Source organism: Sphingomonas sp. FW306-1B-B10E (genome assembly GCF_058782005.1).
The window spans coordinates 34111-51769 of record NZ_JBYSXG010000008.1; the positions used below are offsets into that span (position 1 = coordinate 34111).

A 17659-nucleotide genomic window follows, 5' to 3' on the forward strand; every position below is an offset into this window, starting at 1 on the left:
CAGCACCGAAACAAGGAGACGAGACATGCAGGTTCCGCACGATACGGTCGTGGTGGTCGCGGATGGCCGGAAGATGCTGTTCCTGAGGAACGAGGGCGACGAGGCCTATCCCAATCTGCAGGTCGAGAAGAAAGTCGTCGACAAGCACAATCCCGACCATAACGAGCAGGCGACCGATCTCGCCGGCGGCGCGTCGAGCACCCGCGGCAACGGCCAATGGGGCGGCGGCAGCATGGGCGAAGTCGACTTCCACCAATTGGAGGAAGATCGCTTCGCCGCCGAGACCGCCGAACTGCTCAAGAAGCGCGCGCTCGCCAATGATTTCGAGTCGCTGATCATCGTCGCGCCGCCCAAGACGCTGGGCGAGCTGCGGAAGCACTATCACAAGGAAGTGAGCGACCGGCTCAAGGGTGAGCTCGCCAAGGACCTGACCGACCACACCGTGCCGCAGATCGAGGAAGCGCTCGCCAAGGCAGAATAGCCCGCGAGCCACGCAATGAATAACCCTGGCTCCTGCTTTCGCAGGAGCACGGGATTACGCGACTGCCAGCTTTTTCTTCGTAAGGCGCTTGCGGGCGACCAATGCCGCCGCGGCGCCGCCGAACAGCAGGATCATCGGCGGGGCGGGGACCGGCTCGGGGCCACCCGACGATCCGCTCGAGCCGTGATGCCCGCTCGACCCGCCGCCGCAATGCTTGCCCCATTTGCAGCCCCAGCTGCTCGACGTGCTCCAGCCGCTGGACGTGCTCCAATTGCCGCTGGACGAGGTGCTCGAGGAGGTGCTCGACGAAGTCGAGGAAGAAGTGGACGATGAAGTCGACGAAGACGTCGAGGACGAAGTTGACGAACTCACGCCGCTCGACGTCGAAGTCGACGAGCCGCCGGTCGACGTGGAGGTGGACGATCCGCCCGACGACGTGCTGGTCGACGAGCCCCCGCTCGAAATCTCGATGTTGATCCCGCTGCTGCCCGAGCTGCTCCCGGAGCTTCCGAAGAAGCCGCCCGCGAAGAAGCCCCCGCCGAAGCCGCCATAGCCGCCCGAGCCGCCGACCACGCCGGTCGCGGCAGCGCTGCTCGCGGCGACCGCGGGCATTTCGCGCGGCGGAAGCGGGATCGGCGCGCCCTGCGTCGTCACGACGACGACCTGCGGCTGGGCCTGCGTCGTAGTGGTGGTCACGCGGCGCACGAGCTTCTTGCGGACGACGCCGGCGACGGGGCCTTTGCGGACGACGCGCTTCTTGGCGACGGTGTACTGCTTGACCACGCTGGGCTGCGTCGCGCGCTCGACGGCATAGACGCCGCCGCCACCGATGACTGCACCGCCACAGGCACATGCGCAGAGTTTCGCCAAGGCCATGCGAACCGACATGATGTCCCACTCTTCCTGTTGCTGGCGCCTCGCTCCCCACGGGACCGTCAGCAGCTTCTGCGCCCTCAATGCGCAACAAACGCAAAACAAACTATTAAGCGCAAGCGCAACGCGCTCCGTTTACCTTATTCTTGGACTGTTTTTCGCAGGTCGCTCGCGGAACTTATGGTTAATGTGCGCTTTCGGTACGGTTTGCGGAGCTGCCGGGTCGTTACTTGTAAAACATCGTGGTTAATGCGTGCACGATCGCGAATCATGTTCAGCCAATGCTAATTTCCCCCACGTTATCGGGGATTAGACAGCGCGCCTGTCATAATAGCGCGCTTGTTAATGCGTTCGCGCGCAAGTATAGGGCGGGCGGGCAAAAGGCAGTCGACCAGCGGCTTGGCCATCTGGGCGACCGGTGTGGAGAGTGGGGATGGCTACTGTTTTGGATCGGACCGAGGAAACCGGGAAACATATTCCGGCCGCGGCGAACGACGGCGGCGAAGGATATCGGCCGCATAACGACGAACCCTTCATGAATGTGCGGCAGCAGGATTATTTCCGCGAGAAGCTGCTGGCCTGGAAGGACGCGATCTATCGCGAGGCGGCGGGGACGCTCAACCAGCTCCAGACCGACTCGCTGCGCGAGGCCGATCTCACCGATCGCGCGTCGAGCGAGACCGATTGGTCGATCGAGCTGCGCACCCGCGATCGCCAGCGCAAGCTGATCGCCAAGATCGACGCCGCGATGCGCCGGATCGACGAGGGCGAATATGGCTATTGCGAAGTGACCGGCGAGCCGATCTCGCTCGCCCGGCTCGAGGCGCGGCCGATCGCGACGATGACGGTCGAGGCGCAGGAGCGCCACGAGCGCAACGAGAAGGTCTCGCGCGAGGAATAGCGGCCGTCGGGCCGCGCTAATTTTCGGCGCGGCCCTTCAAATTTACGCTTTCGTCAGGGATTGCTGTTCTAATCTTCGCACCTCAATTTTTGCGTTTGAGCAGCTCCGATGGACCAGTTCTCTACCGATTCCGTGAATGCGCTCTCCGCCGACGATTTCGCCGGTCAGCGCAGCGGTTCGCGCGACAGTCTCATGCTGACGGCGCGTTTCCGCGTCGCGGGGAAGGATGAGATCGCCCAGGTGCGCGTCCGAAATCTGTCGCCGGGCGGACTGATGGCGGAATATCCTGCGCCGCTGGAAGCCCGCACCCCGGTCGAGATCGAAGTGCGCGGCGTGGGCTGGGTAAAGGGGCGGATCGCCTGGGCCACCGATGGCCGCGTCGGCATCGCCTTCGATATCGAGATCGATCCGATGCTCGCGCGCAAGCCGGTAGGCAAGGGCGCGCAGACCGCGTCCTACGCAAAGCCTGTGCTCACGCGGCGCTGAGGCGCCAAATCCTGTCTATGAGAAAAGGTGCGGCCGCTGGACCGCACCTTCCCCAACAAAGCTGTGGATGGCCGCGCTTAGCGGCTTAGCTCCTCCTTGACGCGCAGCTTCTGCTTCTTCAGATCCGCGATCAGTATCTGATCGGGTAGGGGCCGTCGCGACTCGGCTGTGATCCGTTGATCCAGAGTTGAGTGCTTGGCGTTGAGTGCCGCGAAATGCGCGTTCTGCATGGAAGCATTCCTCCTTCGATAAGCGCCGGGGGAAGCCAATAGATCACCTTTCGAGCTGCTTGTCGCCCCCCGTATTCAGCGCAATCGACAGTCTGCCAAAAAGGCGCGATGGTTCGTTCGGGTATGCGTAAGGGGGTACGATGAAAGACGGCGAGATTCAGCGACGGCTAGAAGCGCTGCGGACCGAGCATCGCGATCTCGATACCGCGATCGAGGCATTGGGCCAGACCGGCTCGGCCGATCAGCTCCAGCTCGCGCGACTCAAGAAGCGCAAGCTGCGCCTGCGCGACGAAATGAGCCTGCTCGAGGACGAATTGGTTCCCGACATCATCGCCTGAATTACGAATCCTTCTCTCCCGGGGCGGGACGAGAAGACCGCGATATTAAGCATTCAACTGATGCCGCGCTTATGGCACTCCGGGGTGTGATGACAGACCAGGCAACTTCGGCGATCCATCGCAAGCTGGTCAACGCGCTCTATGTCGAGGCGATGCTGCTTGCTGATGAGGCGCGCGCCTATTTCGACGTCGTCGGGCGTGCCGAGCGCGACTCACTCGAGGCGCTGAGCCGGGTCACCTTTTCCTGCGAGTCGCTGAAGGTCACCACGCGGCTGATGCACATCATCGCGTGGTTGCTGACGCAGCGCGCGGTCGAGGCCGGCGAGATCGCTCCGCTCGATGCGCTGTCGCCGTCGCGTCGGCTGGGCGACGCTCCCGAGACCGATGCCGCGACGCTCGATGCGTTGCCGGCCCAGGCGCGGGCGATCATAGGTACCAGTGTGGAGTTGCACCGGCGAGTCGCTCGACTCGACGCGTCGCTCGACGAACCGGCGGTCGACGAAAGCCCCGCGCGACGAATGCTCGACCGGCTCTCCGCCTCGTTCTGACGCGTCGTGCTTCGGCGAAAGCAGGAGCTCAAGGTTACAACGCGAGGCATCCGTGGCCCTGAGCTCCTGCTTTCGCAGGCGCACTATCCATTTGGACCCTCAGGTGCCCAGCGCCGCCTTGGCAGCAGCATATTCGCGCTTCAGCCGTTCGATCTTGACTACGGCCGGCTCGACTGCAGTTACCGCGCCGATCCCCTGGCCCGAGCCCCAAATTTCCTTCCACGCTTTCGCCCCGCCGAAGTTCATCGCGCTTGGATCGCTTTCCGGCAACTTGTCCGGGTCGAGCCCCGCTGCGACGATCGAGCTGCGCAGGTAATTGCCGTGGACCCCGGTGAACAGGTTCGAATAGACGATGTCCGCGGCACGGCCCTCCACGATGCCCTGCTTGTAAGCTGGCACGGCATTGGCCTCGTCGGTGGCGATGAAGGGCGAGCCGATATACGCCAGGTCGGCGCCGAGTACCTGCGCGGCGAGCACCGCGCGTCCGGTGGCGATCGCGCCCGAAAGGATCAGGGGGCCGTCATACCATTCGCGGACTTCCTGGACGAAGGCGAACGGATTCAGCACGCCTGCATGCCCGCCCGCGCCGGTGGCGACGAGGATCAGCCCGTCGGCGCCCTTTTCTACGGCCTTATGCGCGAAGCGGTCGTCGATGACGTCGTGAAGCGTGATACCGCCCCAGCTATGCACCGCGTCGTTGAGCTCGGGGCGCGCGCCGAGCGAAGTGATGACGATCGGCACCTTCCACTTGGCGCAGGTGTGGAGATCGGCCTCTAGCCGGTCGTTCGAGCGATGGACGATCTGGTTGACCGCGAACGGCGCAGCGGGGGTGTCGGGATTGGCACGGTCCCAGGCGGCGAGTTCCTCGGTGATGCGGTGGAGCCATTCGTCGAGCAGGCTCTGCGGCCGCGCATTGAGCGCCGGGAAGGAGCCGACGATCCCCGCCTTGCACTGCGCGATGACGAGATCGGGCACCGAGATGATGAATAGCGGCGAGCCGATGACGGGAAGCCGGAGACGATCGAACAGCGGGGGAAGGGCCATAAGCCAGTTTTGTAGCGCAACGGAGGGGGCTGTCTATCCCGGTGCCGGCGACGCTACGGCAGGGCCGCGCGGCGCGTGGCGACTTCAGCCGACTCGGCGCAAATCCTCGGCATATTGGCGTTGCTTGGCGGCATAGAGCGCCGCCGAAGCCTTGAGCATCGCCTTCTGCATGTCGTCGAGCGGGCGGATCGCCTTGGCCGGTGAGCCGACGATCAGGTGTCCAGGCGGGAAGATCTTGCCCTCGGTGACCAATGCGCCGGCGCCGACCAGGCAATCCTCGGCGATCACGGCGCGGTTGAGGATCGTGGCGCCCATGCCGACCAGCACGCGGTCCCCAATCGTGCAGCCGTGCAAGATCGCGTGATGACCGACAGTAACGTCGTCGCCCAAGGCGCAGGGCGCGCCGGGATCGGAGTGCAGCATCGCGCCGTCCTGCACGTTGGTGCGCGCGCCGATCATGATCGGAGTATTGTCGGCGCGGATCACGGCGCCGAACCAGATGCTCGCCAGTTCGGCGAGGCGTACGTCGCCGATTAGGTCGGCACTCGGCGCGACCCAGGCGTCGGGAGCGATGATCGGCTGTTGGCCGCCCAGTTCGTAGAGCGGCACGCGGTCAGAAAAGCGGGCTGTCGAAGCCGGCGGGCACCGGCATGTGCATGCCCATCAGGAACGCGAGCGCGACGGCGCCGAACAGGACCGCCAGGGTCGAGGACAGCGAGAACAGGCCCCAGCCGACCAGGGTCACCATCTGCGGGTTGGGCCGCTGCTCGCGCTGGTTGCGCTGCATCGCGAACAGGACGAACATCGCCAACATCGCGTAGATAGAGATAAAAAACTCGGCCATCGTCCTCAAACCCACCCCGCTTGAATCCCCGAGGCCATGGTTAGCGGGGCTAGGTTAACGCATCAATGCCGGGATTCTGCGGATCGCCGCGTTGCAGCAAGCTTTGATCGCGAACGCCGTCTGGACAGCGGCATGAAAGCGGATAGCATTGATGAAAAGCGGGAGATGGGGCTTGAGGCTTTTGCGGGGTGCGGCACTCGCCGTAATGCTGATGTCGGGCACGGCGCTCGCGTCCGAAGTCGAACGCGTACCGCACGGGGTCCTGATTACCCCCGATCAGGGCGCCGCAAAGCGCATCCGCGTGCTCGCTTATGGCGATGCCAGCTTCAGGGTGACCGCGGTACCGGCCGGCGATATCGCTTTGCCCAAAAGCCTTATGGTCATCGCCGACGCCGCCGGCGACCCGATCGTCATCCAGGCGAAGGGGCTGGTGACGCTCAAGCTGCCCAAGGCGACTGCCGAGATCCGCCTGTCCGACGGACACGTGCAGTTCCGCGACGCCGCAGGCAAATTGGTGCTCGACGAAGCGCGTCGGCGCTTCGTCACGACCAGCGCCGACGGCAAGCCCTTCCTCGCCACCGAGCAACAGTTCAACCGCGGCACCGACGAAGGCTTTTACGGCCTCGGCCAGCACCAGAACCGGCAGATAAACTACAATGGCGAGGACGTCGAACTCGCGCAGCACAATATGGACATCGCGATCCCGTTCGTGATGTCGACGCGCAATTACGGGCTGCTCTGGGACAACAATTCGATCACGCGCTTCGGCAATCCGACGCCCTATACGCATGTCGGGCAGGGGCTGAAGGTGACGAGCGGCGGCAAGCCGGGCTGGAGGGCCGATTATTTCCTCGGCGAGAAGCTGGCGGTGACGCGGCAAGAACCGTTCATCGACTATCAGTTCATCAAGGATCAGAAAAACTGGCCGGAGATGGCCAAGGCACAGACCGTCGCCTCGCCCGAGAGCGGACAGAACACTGCGGGCGTCGTCGTCGGCAAGCAGCGCGTGGTGTGGAGCGGAAGCATCTCACCGGACAAGACCGGCGTACACAAGTTCCGACTCTACTCCTCGAGCTATGTCCGCGTTTTCGCCGACGGCAAGGAAGTGCTGTCGCGCTGGCGGCAGAATTGGAACCCATGGTTCCACAATTTCGAGCTGGGCATGACTGCGGGCAAGGCCGTCGACCTGCGCGTCGAATGGGAGCCCAATGCGGGCTATCTCGCGCTGTTCCATTCGGACCCGCTGCCTGCGCCGGACCGGCACTCGCTATGGCTCTCTTCCGATGTCGGCCGCGCGATCGACTATTATTATGTCGGCGGACGCAGCATGGACGAAGTGATCGCCGGCTATCGCGAACTCACCGGCAAGGCCGAGATGATGCCGGCCTGGGCCTATGGCTTCTGGCAGAGCCGCCAGCGCTACGAAACGCAGGCGCAATTGCTGTCGGTGGTGCGCGAATATCGCAAGCGCGGCGTTCCGCTCGATAACATCGTCGAGGACTGGTTTTATTGGCCCGAGGATCAATGGGGCTGCCATTGCTTCGACGCCAAGCGCTTCCCCGATCCGGTCGGGATGGTGGACGAGGTCCATGCGCTGGGTGGGCAGGTGATGATCTCGGTCTGGCCCAAATTCTATCCCAACACCAAGAACGCCCAGGAATTGATGGCCAAGGGGCATCTCTATCTCGGCAACCTCAAGGCCAAGGAGAAAGACTGGGTCGGCAAGGGCTATGAGAATACCGATTACGATCCCTATTCGCCCGAAGCGCGCGAAATCTATTTCCGCCAGATGAAGGAAGGGCTTGTCGACAAGGGGTTCGACGCCTGGTGGATGGACGCCACCGAGCCCGACATCCATTCGAACCTGTCGATCGAGCAGCGCATCGAGCGGATGGGGCCGACTGCGGCGGGGCCCGCTGCGTCGCTGTTCAACAGCTTTCCGCTCGTCCATGCCGAGGGTGTCGCCGATGGGTTGCGTGCGGCCTTGCCGGACAAGCGCCCGTTCATCCTCACCCGCTCGGGGTTCGGGGGCATCCAGCGGACCAGCTCGGCTCTGTGGTCGGGCGACGTCGCGTCGCGCTGGGACGATCTGCGCGACCAGATCTCGGCGGGGGTCAATTTGTCGATGTCGGGGGTGCCCAATTGGACGCACGATATCGGCGGGTTCGCGCTCGAGGACCGCTATACCCGGCAGGACCCGGCGCATGTCGCGGAATGGCGCGAACTCAACCTGCGCTGGTTCCAGTTCGGCGCCTTCTCGCCGCTGTTCCGAAGCCATGGCGAGACGCCCAAGCGCGAGATATTCGAGATCGCGGTGGGCGATCCGGCGATGTACGACGCGATGGTCTGGTACGACCGCCTGCGCTACCGGCTGATGCCCTATATCTACACGATCGCCGCCGACACCTGGCACAAGGACGGCACCATGATGCGCGGGCTGGTGATGGACTTCGAAGCCGATCGCAAGGCGTGGAACGTCGATGACCAGTACATGTTCGGGCCGGCGTTCCTCGTCGCGCCGGTGACGGAGTTCGGGGCACAGTCGCGCGCGGTATATCTGCCCGCGGCTAGCGGCTGGTACGACTTCGCCACCGGCGCCTTTCACAAAGGCGGCCAGACGATCCAGGCCGCCGCGCCGCGCGAGCGCATGCCGCTGTTCGTCCGCGCCGGATCGATCGTGCCGACCGGCGCCGCGATCAACCATGTCGGCGAGCAGCCCGACGGGCCGATCGTGCTCCAGGTGTTCACGGGTGCCGACGGGGCCTTTTCGCTCTATGAGGATGACGGGGTCAGCCCCGCTTATAAGCTGGGCAAGTTCGCGCGCGTGCCGGTGAAATGGGACGAAAGCGCGGGCACGCTGACGATCGGCGCGCGCGAGGGCGGCTTTACGGGCATGGCGAAGAAGCGCGCAATCTCGGTACGCTTCTACACGCCGAGCCGCGCCGTGGTGCCCGACTTTGCCGAATCGCCGCAAAGCTTCGTCTATGAAGGATCGGCGATCACGGTGCGGCGCCCGTGATGCACCGGCCGTTCAGCGCGATGCCATCCGCTTGACCGCGAAACTGGCATTGAAATAGCGCACCGCGGCTGCGGGAACCGAAGTCGCGCGGTTCCTGGGGGCTTCTGCCCGAAACGTGCGCGTGGCGTAGTCGCATGCGGTGCGATCGGCGACGGTGCTGCCGCTCGATTTCAGCACTGCGCATTCCGCGGGCGCGCCGGCGCGAGGATAGACGAGCTGAACCTGGGCCGGGTGATCATAGCCGCTCGGCAGCGCCGCGACCTCGAGCACCGCGTCGATCGTCGTGCGCGGCGCCTTTTCCAGCCCCCATGGAGCCGAAAGGCGATATTGGCCGGCGACGCTGCGACCGGAAGCGTCGGTGGCTGGCGCGAAATGTGCACGGCGGGTAACCAGCGCGCAGGTCCGTTCGTCGAGCATTGACGACAGGCTCGACTCGGTGATGTCGCACTGCGTCACCGCGCCTTCGCTAGATACCTTGAGCAGCACCGAGACCACCCCGGCTTCGCCACGCCGGATCGCGTCTTCGGGATAGTCGTCATAGGTGATCAACGGCTGCGGATCGATCAGTCGCGGCGGCTGTGCGACAGGCGAGGCCGCCTGCGACATGGCGAACAACAAGACGATCATCACCTGTCCCCCTTATTAGGAAGGCGTCAGCATGACTCGGCGCGACGCTTTAGGCAATCGTGCTCAATTGGCCGCCGGCTCCCGCCGCTCGGGCTTGGGCGCATTTTCCCAGCCGCCGCCAAGCGCGTTGAACAGGGCAACCTGCGTCTCGGCGAGCGTGGCGTTCGACTGGGCGAGCTGAGCGCGCGCGGTAGCGCGGTCGCGTTCGGCGTCGATGCGCTGGAGCAGCGTATCGCGGCCGGCGGAGAAGCGCAGCCCGGCGATCCGCGCGGCGTTGCTCGCGGCGGCCTCGGCACGGCGCAGCGCGATGTTGCGCTCGATCTCGCCCGAATAGCGGGCGAGGGCCTGCTCGACTTCGCGCAGCGCGGTCAGCACGGTGCCGTCGAAGGTCGCGAGCGAGCCCTCGGCGGTCGCCTCGGCCTGGCGCAACCGGCTGCGCGCGGCGCCCATATTGGGGAAGCTCCAGCTGATCAGCGGCCCGAGCGAGAAGCTGAACGAATCGGACTTGGCGAGATCGCCGATATCCTGCGCGCCGAGCGAGACCGAACCGAGCAGCCGGATCGATGGGTAGAGCGCAGCGGTCGCCACACCGACCCGCGCAGTATCGGCCGCGAGCGTGCGCTCGGCCTGACGGACGTCGGGACGACGCGCGAGCAATGCGGCGCCGTCGCCGACCGGGATCAGCCCGCTGACCTGGGGCGGCACCGCGCACTGCGCCGCGGCGGCATCGACCTCGGCGGGCGGCCGGCCGGTAAGTGTGGCGAGCGCATAGAGCGCGGCGCGGCGCTCGGCCTCGAACTGCGGAACCTGCGACCGGGCATTCTCGGCGAGCACCAAGGTCTGGTCGACGTCGCGCTGGGTGCCGCGGCCGGCCTCGAGCAGGCGGCGGGTCAGGCCGAGCGTCTGCTCCTGGAGCTGGACGGTCTCACGCGCGACCGCGGCTTGCGCCGCGAAGCCGCAGGCCTGGGCATAGGTGCGCGCGGTCTCGGCAGCGATCGCGATGCGCGCCGCGTCGAGTGCCGCCTGCGCCGCGGCGACGTCGCCGCGCGCCGCTTCGATCGAGCGCGAGACACCACCGAACAGATCGACCTGGTAGCCGGCGTCGAGCCCGACCTGGAAGAAATCGAACTCCTGGCTCTGCACGCCGGGGAAGTTGGTCGCATTCCCGCCCTGACGCTGCCGCGTGTACTGCGCGCTGAGATCGGTGGTCGGCAGCCGCTGATTGCGCGCCTCCGACAGCAAGGCCCGGACGCGGCGGAGGTTGGCCGCGGCGACGCGGATGTCGGTGTTGTGCGCGAGCGCGTCAACGACGAGGCGGTCGAGCGCCGGATCGCGGAACAGGTGCCACCATTCGCCTTCGACCGGCCCGGTCGAGACCTTGGTGACGCCCGGATCGACGAACGTCCCCGCCGCAGTTTGCGGGGTCTCGGGGCGCTCATAGTTCGGACCGACCGCGCAGGCCGAGAGCAGGCCGGCGGCGAGAATCGTCAGGCGCTTCATGCCGAAGCCTCCGCTTCGGGTGCATGGGGGGCGTCCGGCTTCTTGTGCGAGAAGCGGGCGCGCTGGTGCTCGGCCCAGCTCGCGAGCTTGCGGACCATGACGTAGAATGCCGGGGTGAACAGCAGGCCGAAGAAGGTCACGCCGATCATCCCGAAGAACACCGCGACGCCAAGCGCCTGGCGAAGCTCGGCCGCCGCGCCGGTCGCGATCACCAGCGGCAGCACGCCGAGAATGAACGCGATCGAGGTCATGATGATCGGGCGCATGCGCTGGTGCGCGGCCTGTTCGGCCGCGGCGCGTGGCTCGAGGCCTTGCTCTTCCTCGCCCTGCCGCGCGAACTCGACGATCAGAATCGCGTTCTTCGCCGCCAGGCCGATGAGCACGACGAGGCCGATCTGCGTCAGGATGTTGTTGTCCATTCCCATCGCGTTGACGCCGAGGATTGCCGCAAGCAGGCACATCGGCACGATCAGGATCACCGCGAGCGGCAGCACCAGGCTCTCGTAGAGCGCGGCGAGCAGCAGGAAGACGAACACCACCGCGAGCCCGAAGGCGATCACGCCGGTATTGCCGGCCTGGCGCTGTTCGAAGGCGAGTTCGGTCCATTCGAAGCCCATGCCCTTGGGCAGGGTCTTGGCGGCGAGCGCCTCCATCGAGTCGAGCGACTGGCCGGTCGAATAGCCCGGCTTGGTGTCGCCCATCAGCTCGGCAGCGGGATAGAGGTTGTAGCGCACCACGCGATACGGTCCGGCATCGTTCTTGAGCGCCATCACCGCGCTCATCGGCACCATCTTGCCCGAGGCCGAGCGGGTCTTGAGCAACTGGATGTCGGAGGCGTCGTCGCGGTACGCGGCGTCCGCCTGCGCAGTGACGCGGAAGGTGCGGCCGAGATAGTTGAAGTCGTTGACATAGGCCGAGCCGAGATAGGAGCCGAGCGTCGAATAGATGTTCGAAACCGGCACGCCCATCCGCTCGGCGCGGTCGCGGTCGACCTCGGCGGTGAGGCGCGGAGTGCCGACGTTGAACAGCGAGAAGGCGCCGGCGACGCCCTCGGCCTGGTTGGCGCCCATCATCATCGCCATCGATGCCTGGGCGAGTGCCTGATAGCCTTGGCCGCTACGGTCCTGGATCATCATCTTGAAGCCGCCGCCGGTGCCGATGCCGGGAACCGGGGGCGGGGCGATGACCATGATGTCGCCGCCCTTGATCCCGCCGAGCGCCGGATAGAGCGCCTGCTGAATCTCGTCGGCGCTCTGCTTACGATCGGCATGCGGCTTGAGCGCGAAGAAGATCACGCCCGCATTCGGCGCGGTCGAGAAGCTGGCCCCGTCGAGGCCGGCGAAGCCGATCGAGGTCTGCACCCCATCGAGCTTCATCGACGCCGCGATGCCTTGGCGAACCACCTCGTCGGTACGCTGGAGCGACGAGCCCGGCGGCAGCGAGACGACGCCGATCAGATAGCCCTGGTCCTGCGGCGGGATGAACCCGCTCGGGGTCGCGGTGAAGCGCCAGCCGACGACGACGATCAGCACGAGGTAGATCGCGCCGACGATCACCAGCATCCGCACCAGCCGGGCAGTGAGACGGCTGTACTTGTGCGAGAGCCAGTTGAAGCCGGCGTTGAACTTGCGGCCGGCACGGTACGGGATGCTGCGCCAGCCCGTCGGGGCGGCATCGCCGTGCTCCGGCTTCTTGAGCACGATCGCGCAAAGCGCCGGAGAGAGCGTGAGAGAAACGAAGGCCGAGATCACCGTCGCCGAGGCGATGGTGATCGCGAACTGCTGGTAGAAGGCGCCCGAAATGCCCGGGATGAACATCGTCGGCACGAACACACCGACGAGGACGAGCGAGATCGCGACGATCGCGCCCGACACTTCATCCATCGTCTTGTGCGCTGCTTCGCGCGGGCCGATGTCTTCCTCTTCCATCAATCGCTCGACATTCTCGACGACGACGATCGCGTCGTCGACGACGATGCCGATCGCGAGCACGAGCCCGAACAGCGACAGCGTGTTGAGCGAATAGCCCGCGGCGAGCAGCACCGCGAACGCGCCGACCAGCGACACGGGAATCGCGATGATCGGGATCAGCGCGGTGCGCCAGCTCTGCAGGAAGATCAGCACCACCAGCACGACGAGGATGAGTGCCTCGACTAGCGTGTGCTCGACCGCGCTGATCGACTCGGAGATATATTCGGTCGGGTTGTAGTCGATCGAATATTTCATTCCCGCGGGGAAGCTCTGCGAGAGGGTGGCGAGCTCCTTCTTGACCGCGTCGGCGGTGGCGAGCGCGTTCGACCCCGGCATCTGGAAGATGCCCATGCCGACCGCGCGCTTGCCGCCGAGATAGCCGTTGAAGCTGTAGTCCTGCGCACCGAGCTCGATCCGCGCAACGTCGCGCAAATAGGTCAGCCGGCCCTCGGTGTCGCGCTTGACGACCACCTTGCCGAACTCCTCGGGGGTGCTGAGGCGGCCCTTGGCCTGGACGCCGAGCTCGAAAGCGGGGCTCGCCTTGCCGTAGGGCGGCTGGCCGACCGCGCCGGCGGCAACCTGGAGGTTCTGGCCGCGGATCGCCGTGACGACTTCGTCGACGGTCATGTCGCGCGCGGCGGCGAGACCGGGATCGATCCACACGCGCATATTGTAGTCGCGGCCACCGAACGCCTGTGCCTGGCCGACGCCGGGCACGCGGGCGATGCGGTCTAGGACCTGCAGGGTGACGTAGTTCGAGATGTAGGGAATCTCGAGGCTGTTGTCGGGCGAGGTGAAGAACACGACCATCAGGAAGTCGGGCGAGTTCTTGTTCACCGTGATGCCGAGGCGGCGGACGTCCTCGGGCAGGCGCGGCTCGGCCTGGGAGACCTTGTTCTGCACCAGCACCTGCGCCTGGTCGACATCGGTGCCTTGCTTGAACGCGATCGTGATCTGCGTCTGGCCGTTGCCGGTCGACGACGAGGTCATGTAGATCATGTTCTCGACGCCGTTGATCGCCTGTTCGATCGGCGCGGCGACGGTCTCGGCAAGCGTCTCGGCGCTCGCACCCGGATAGGTGGCGGTGACCACCACCGTCGGCGGCGCGATGCTCGGATATTGCGCGATCGGAAGCGACGGATAGGCGATGGCGCCGACGATCACGATCAGGATCGACAGCACCGCCGCGAAGATCGGCCGGTCGATGAAGAAATGAGGGAATTTCATCGAAGCGGTCCTTAGCGGACAGTCGCCTGGCCCGAGGCCGGCTCCTGCGTCGGCGCAGTCGGCGCGGCCTGCTTGGTCTTGTCGGCCTTGATCACGCCCTTGACCGGTGAGACCACCGCGCCCGGCTGGAGACGGCCGATGCCGGTGATGACCACACGGTCGGTCGGCGCTAGCCCGTCGCGGACGATGCGCAGCCCTTCGACCGTCGCGCCGACCTCGACCGGGCGCGGCTGCGCCTTGTTGTCAGCACCGACGACATAGACGAGGCGGCGGGTCTGATCGGTGACGACGGCTTCGTCGGGGATCAGCATCGCCTTGTAGGTGCCCGAGCCGAGGAGCCGGGCGCGGCCAAACATGCCGGGGGTGAGGAAGCGATTTGGGTTCTGGACCACGGCGTGGGCGCGGATCGTCCCCGATTGCGGATCGACGGCGTTGTCGAGGAACTCCATCCGGCCGAGCCAGCGATATTCGGCTTCGTCGGCGAGCTGGATCTGAACCGGATTGGCGGTCGTCCTCGACGAGCCGCGCTCGCCGCGCTGATCCTGGCGGAGATTCTTGAGGTAGAAGCTCTCGGCGCCTTCGAACTCGAACCAGATCGGGTCGAGCGAGACGATGCGGGTAAGGACGGTCTGGCCGTCGGCGACCGAGTCGCCGATGCTGACCTTGCGGTCCGACATGCGACCGCCGAACGGCGCACGGACGGTGGTGAAGCTGAGGTTGAGCTGGGCGTTGTCGATCGCGGCGCGCGCAGCGGCGAGATCGGCGGCGGCGGTGCGCTCGGCGGCGATGTTCGCCTCCAGCTCCTCGGTGCTCACTGCCTGGGCGGAGGCGAGCTTGCGGCTGCGTGCAGTGACCTGGCGCGCGTTCGACAGCGCGGCGCTGGCGCGGGTCGCCTGGGCCTGGGCCTGGGCCAGCGCGGCGCGATAGGGGCGGGGGTCGATCGTGAAGAGCGGTGCACCCTGGCGCACGTCCTGACCGTCGCGGAAGTGGATCGCGGTCACCACGCCGTTTACGCGCGGACGAATCTCGACATCCTGCGGCGCGACGAAGCGGCCGGTGTAATCGTCCCAATCCTCGACCTCGCGCTGCACCGGAGTCGCAACGGTCACTTGGGGCGGAGGCGGAGCAGGCGGTGCCTTTTCTCCGCCGCATCCGGCAAGCAACGACAATCCTAAAAACGCGACTGCGAGCCTCACAAAGGTCCCCTTTCTGCACTGCAGCAAGTAGCGCCGCTGACGGCGGTTGCAAGCAGATTCGTACCTATCGGTAGGAATTGACATGGCATTCGCGAGCGCCGGTTGGCGAATTGATGTTGCGGTAACCGGGATCATGCGTTCTCGTGGGCGGGACCTTCAGGACAAACTTCATGCGGCCGCTTACCGACGCCCATCTCGCCATTCTTCGCCGCCACATGGTCGAAGTCATCGACATCGAATTCGACCTGTTGCGCGACGAGATCGGCCGTCCGGCGCCGAGCGCGCCCGTCCGCGATGCGTTTCTCGCGGTGCCGCGTCACTTGTTCGTCCCCACCCAGTTCAGGACACTCGCTTATCAGGACAGCCCGCTGCCGATCGGTTTCGACAAGACGATCTCGCAGCCGTTCGTGGCGGCGCTGATGACCGAATTGCTCGACCTCGAGCCGGGTGACAGCGTGCTCGAGGTGGGAACCGGGCTAGGCTACCAGACTGCGATCCTCGCCCGGCTCGCCGCCCGCGTGTGGAGTGTCGAGGTGGTCGAGGAGTTCGCGGCGATCGCGGATGCGCAACTGGTCGAGCTCGGGCACGAAAATATCGCGATCCGCATCGGCGACGGCTCGCGCGGCTGGGCGGAGGTCGCGCCGTTCGATGCGATCCTGGTCTCTGCCGCGGCGAAGACCCTGCCCGAGGCGCTGGTCGCGCAACTCAAGCCCGAGGGTGGGCGGATCGTCCTGCCGCTCGGCGAGCCGGGCGCGCAGCGGCTGGTGCGCGGCGTGCGCGACGGCGACGAACTGACACTGCGCGAGGTGATGGCGGTTCAATTCACCGAGCTGGAGACGGTCTAGTCGCGCGCGCGTCACATTGGCGAAACATGTCATCGCTTGACACCGCGGCCGCGGACGGGCGTTGAGGCACCATTATGGCGAAATCGGCTACCGACCTGATGCAGGAGATCCTGTTCTCCACCGTCCTCGATTCGATCGTGGCGTTGAAGGACGCGTCGAACGGGCTTCCCAATCCGTTGCTGCGCGAGCTCAACAGCATTCATCCGAACACGACCTTCAGCGATCTGCCCAAGGAAGTGCAGGGGGCGATCGCCACCAATGTGCGCTCGGCGTTCACGCGGCTGCTCAAGGAAGGCTATTCGGTCGCGCCGCAGGGGGCGGCCGAGGTACGCCGCGCGCCACCAACTGCGCCTGTGCATCGTCCGCGCAGTGGCGCGGGGGGCGAGCGTCGGCCGCCGCGTGGTGGCGGTCAAGGCCCCAAGCGCGGGCCGGGGCCCGGTGCTGGTAACAAGCCGCCGCGCAAGCCCTGATACGCTCATGCTCCTGCATCCGCGGGAGCACCGCATCTCACGCTTCGGGCGGATCCTCGCCGCGCCAGCCCAGGCCGATGCTGATCTCGCGCACGGTTTGAATCATCTGTGGCGCGATCTCGCGCATCCGCTGCTCGTCGAGATACTGGACCGGGCTCGCCACGCTCAGCGCCGCAACGATCGCGCCACTGGCGTCGCGGACGGGCGCGGCGACCGAGCGGATCGTGTCGTCGCTGGTGCTGTGATGGAGCACCACGCCGGCCGCGACATGCTGCCGCATCTCGTCGATCGCCGCGGCGCCGTCATCCTGCTCCGGCCGCGCGAGCATGAACAGCCGCGCCCAGGCCGCGGGCGTGTCGTCGAACATGAGTGCCTTGCCGAGCCCGGTATCGGCGAGCGCGCGCCGCGTCCCCGGCTTGGTCGAGACCTCGATACGCTGGCGGCCCATCGCGCGGTGGAGGTGGAGCGCCATATCGCCGTCGCGCGCGCCGATGAACACGCACAGCCCGATCGCCTCGCACAAGGCGTCGGCACCGGCGCGGGCGAGGTCGAGCATGTCGATCTGCTCGCGCGCGACAAAGCCCAGCTGGACCAGCTTGGGGCCAAGCGCGAGCTGACCCTTGGGAAGCTTCTTGAGAAAGCCGCGGTCGATCAGCGCATAGGCCAGCCGCTGCGTGGTCGGGAAGGTCAATGCGAGCCGGTCGGACACCTCCGCGATGCGCAGCGGCTCGCCGCTCAATTGCTCGAGGATGTCGAGCCCGCGCAGCAAAGTCTGGCTGCCGGCGCGCTCGCGCGCTGGCTCGGCGGGATCGGCGTCGCTCATTCGCCGCACGACTCGCGCACGATAAATTCTGTCGGCAACCGCTTGCTCTCCTAAAGACGGCCTTAGTAGCGCATCACGCAGCGGACTTTGCAAGCGATCAGACGGAGATCCGAGCGAACGTCTGACGGCCATGCGACCGGCATCGCGGTGAGGGTAATGCGGAAGGCTGCCGGCGACTGGTCGGGCGCGTTTCGGGTCAGGCGAGGGATCGTTGCGATGAGGTGAGGCGTCCGGCTC

General features: G+C 66.0%; 18 protein-coding genes. 8 read left to right on the forward strand and 10 right to left on the reverse strand.

Going from position 1 to position 17659, the window contains the following annotated elements:
• Positions 1–25 precede the first annotated feature (25 nt).
• Positions 26–481 carry a host attachment family protein gene (locus tag AC3WJI_RS04845; RefSeq protein ID WP_492756117.1) on the forward strand — a complete coding sequence of 152 codons (456 nt, stop codon included), beginning with the start codon at positions 26–28 and terminating at the stop codon, positions 479–481.
• Between the two features lie 54 nt (positions 482–535).
• Here AC3WJI_RS04845 and AC3WJI_RS04850 read toward each other — a convergent pair whose 3' ends face one another.
• On the reverse strand, positions 536–1438 hold the full coding sequence (locus AC3WJI_RS04850; RefSeq protein ID WP_492756118.1) for a hypothetical protein: 903 nt from the start codon (positions 1436–1438) through the stop codon (positions 536–538).
• A gap of 349 nt (positions 1439–1787) precedes the next feature.
• Here AC3WJI_RS04850 and dksA point away from each other — a divergent pair, with 349 nt between their 5' ends.
• Positions 1788–2255, forward strand: coding sequence for an RNA polymerase-binding protein DksA (dksA, locus tag AC3WJI_RS04855; protein WP_492756119.1), 468 nt, complete (start codon positions 1788–1790; stop codon positions 2253–2255).
• 132 nt (positions 2256–2387) lie between these two features.
• A complete protein-coding gene (locus AC3WJI_RS04860; protein ID WP_492756120.1) occupies positions 2388–2741 on the forward strand; it encodes a PilZ domain-containing protein in 354 nt (117 codons plus the stop codon).
• Between the two features lie 77 nt (positions 2742–2818).
• Here AC3WJI_RS04860 and AC3WJI_RS04865 read toward each other — a convergent pair whose 3' ends face one another.
• On the reverse strand, positions 2819–2971 hold the full coding sequence (locus tag AC3WJI_RS04865) for a YdcH family protein (RefSeq protein WP_492756121.1): 153 nt from the start codon (positions 2969–2971) through the stop codon (positions 2819–2821).
• A 140-nt stretch (positions 2972–3111) separates the two neighbouring features.
• Between AC3WJI_RS04865 and AC3WJI_RS04870 the strand changes: the two genes are divergently transcribed.
• Entirely contained in the window at positions 3112–3309 is a 198-nt protein-coding gene (locus AC3WJI_RS04870) for a YdcH family protein (protein WP_492756122.1), read from the forward strand.
• Between the two features lie 89 nt (positions 3310–3398).
• The gene (locus tag AC3WJI_RS04875) at positions 3399–3857 is read left to right on the forward strand and encodes a DUF1465 family protein (RefSeq protein WP_492756123.1); all 459 of its coding nucleotides are present in this window, start codon (positions 3399–3401) and stop codon (positions 3855–3857) included.
• Positions 3858–3956: 99 nt separating this feature from the next.
• Here the strand turns inward: AC3WJI_RS04875 and AC3WJI_RS04880 are convergent, their stop codons facing one another.
• From AC3WJI_RS04880 to AC3WJI_RS04890, 3 genes are all read right to left on the reverse strand, one after another.
• Positions 3957–4901 carry an NAD(P)H-dependent flavin oxidoreductase gene (locus AC3WJI_RS04880; RefSeq protein ID WP_492756124.1) on the reverse strand — a complete coding sequence of 315 codons (945 nt, stop codon included), beginning with the start codon at positions 4899–4901 and terminating at the stop codon, positions 3957–3959.
• 84 nt (positions 4902–4985) lie between these two features.
• Complete coding sequence (locus AC3WJI_RS04885) at positions 4986–5510, reverse strand: gamma carbonic anhydrase family protein (RefSeq protein WP_492756125.1); 525 nt, start codon at positions 5508–5510, stop codon at positions 4986–4988.
• A gap of 4 nt (positions 5511–5514) precedes the next feature.
• On the reverse strand, positions 5515–5745 hold the full coding sequence (locus AC3WJI_RS04890; RefSeq protein WP_492756126.1) for a hypothetical protein: 231 nt from the start codon (positions 5743–5745) through the stop codon (positions 5515–5517).
• A 172-nt stretch (positions 5746–5917) separates the two neighbouring features.
• Here AC3WJI_RS04890 and AC3WJI_RS04895 point away from each other — a divergent pair, with 172 nt between their 5' ends.
• Complete coding sequence (locus AC3WJI_RS04895) at positions 5918–8764, forward strand: glycoside hydrolase family 31 protein (RefSeq protein ID WP_492756127.1); 2847 nt, start codon at positions 5918–5920, stop codon at positions 8762–8764.
• Between the two features lie 12 nt (positions 8765–8776).
• Here AC3WJI_RS04895 and AC3WJI_RS04900 read toward each other — a convergent pair whose 3' ends face one another.
• The 4 genes from AC3WJI_RS04900 to AC3WJI_RS04915 form a co-directional block, all read right to left on the reverse strand.
• Positions 8777–9391 (reverse strand): energy transducer TonB, encoded by a 615-nt coding sequence (locus AC3WJI_RS04900; RefSeq protein ID WP_492756128.1) that lies wholly within the window; start codon positions 9389–9391, stop codon positions 8777–8779.
• 63 nt (positions 9392–9454) lie between these two features.
• On the reverse strand, positions 9455–10891 hold the full coding sequence (locus tag AC3WJI_RS04905; RefSeq protein WP_492756129.1) for an efflux transporter outer membrane subunit: 1437 nt from the start codon (positions 10889–10891) through the stop codon (positions 9455–9457).
• A complete protein-coding gene (locus AC3WJI_RS04910) occupies positions 10888–14088 on the reverse strand; it encodes an efflux RND transporter permease subunit (RefSeq protein WP_492756130.1) in 3201 nt (1066 codons plus the stop codon). Before AC3WJI_RS04910 ends, AC3WJI_RS04905 begins: the two co-directional genes overlap by 4 nt.
• 11 nt (positions 14089–14099) lie before the next feature.
• On the reverse strand, positions 14100–15197 hold the full coding sequence (locus AC3WJI_RS04915) for an efflux RND transporter periplasmic adaptor subunit (RefSeq protein ID WP_492756131.1): 1098 nt from the start codon (positions 15195–15197) through the stop codon (positions 14100–14102).
• Between the two features lie 257 nt (positions 15198–15454).
• On the opposite strand from AC3WJI_RS04915, the gene AC3WJI_RS04920 reads away from it, so the two are divergent.
• Entirely contained in the window at positions 15455–16129 is a 675-nt protein-coding gene (locus AC3WJI_RS04920; protein ID WP_492756132.1) for a protein-L-isoaspartate(D-aspartate) O-methyltransferase, read from the forward strand.
• Positions 16130–16203: 74 nt separating this feature from the next.
• On the forward strand, positions 16204–16599 hold the full coding sequence (locus tag AC3WJI_RS04925) for a hypothetical protein (protein WP_492756133.1): 396 nt from the start codon (positions 16204–16206) through the stop codon (positions 16597–16599).
• 37 nt (positions 16600–16636) lie between these two features.
• Here the strand turns inward: AC3WJI_RS04925 and AC3WJI_RS04930 are convergent, their stop codons facing one another.
• Positions 16637–17422: an IclR family transcriptional regulator gene (locus tag AC3WJI_RS04930; RefSeq protein WP_492756134.1), complete on the reverse strand. Its 786-nt coding sequence runs from the start codon at positions 17420–17422 to the stop codon at positions 16637–16639.
• Positions 17423–17659: the final 237 nt, after the last annotated feature.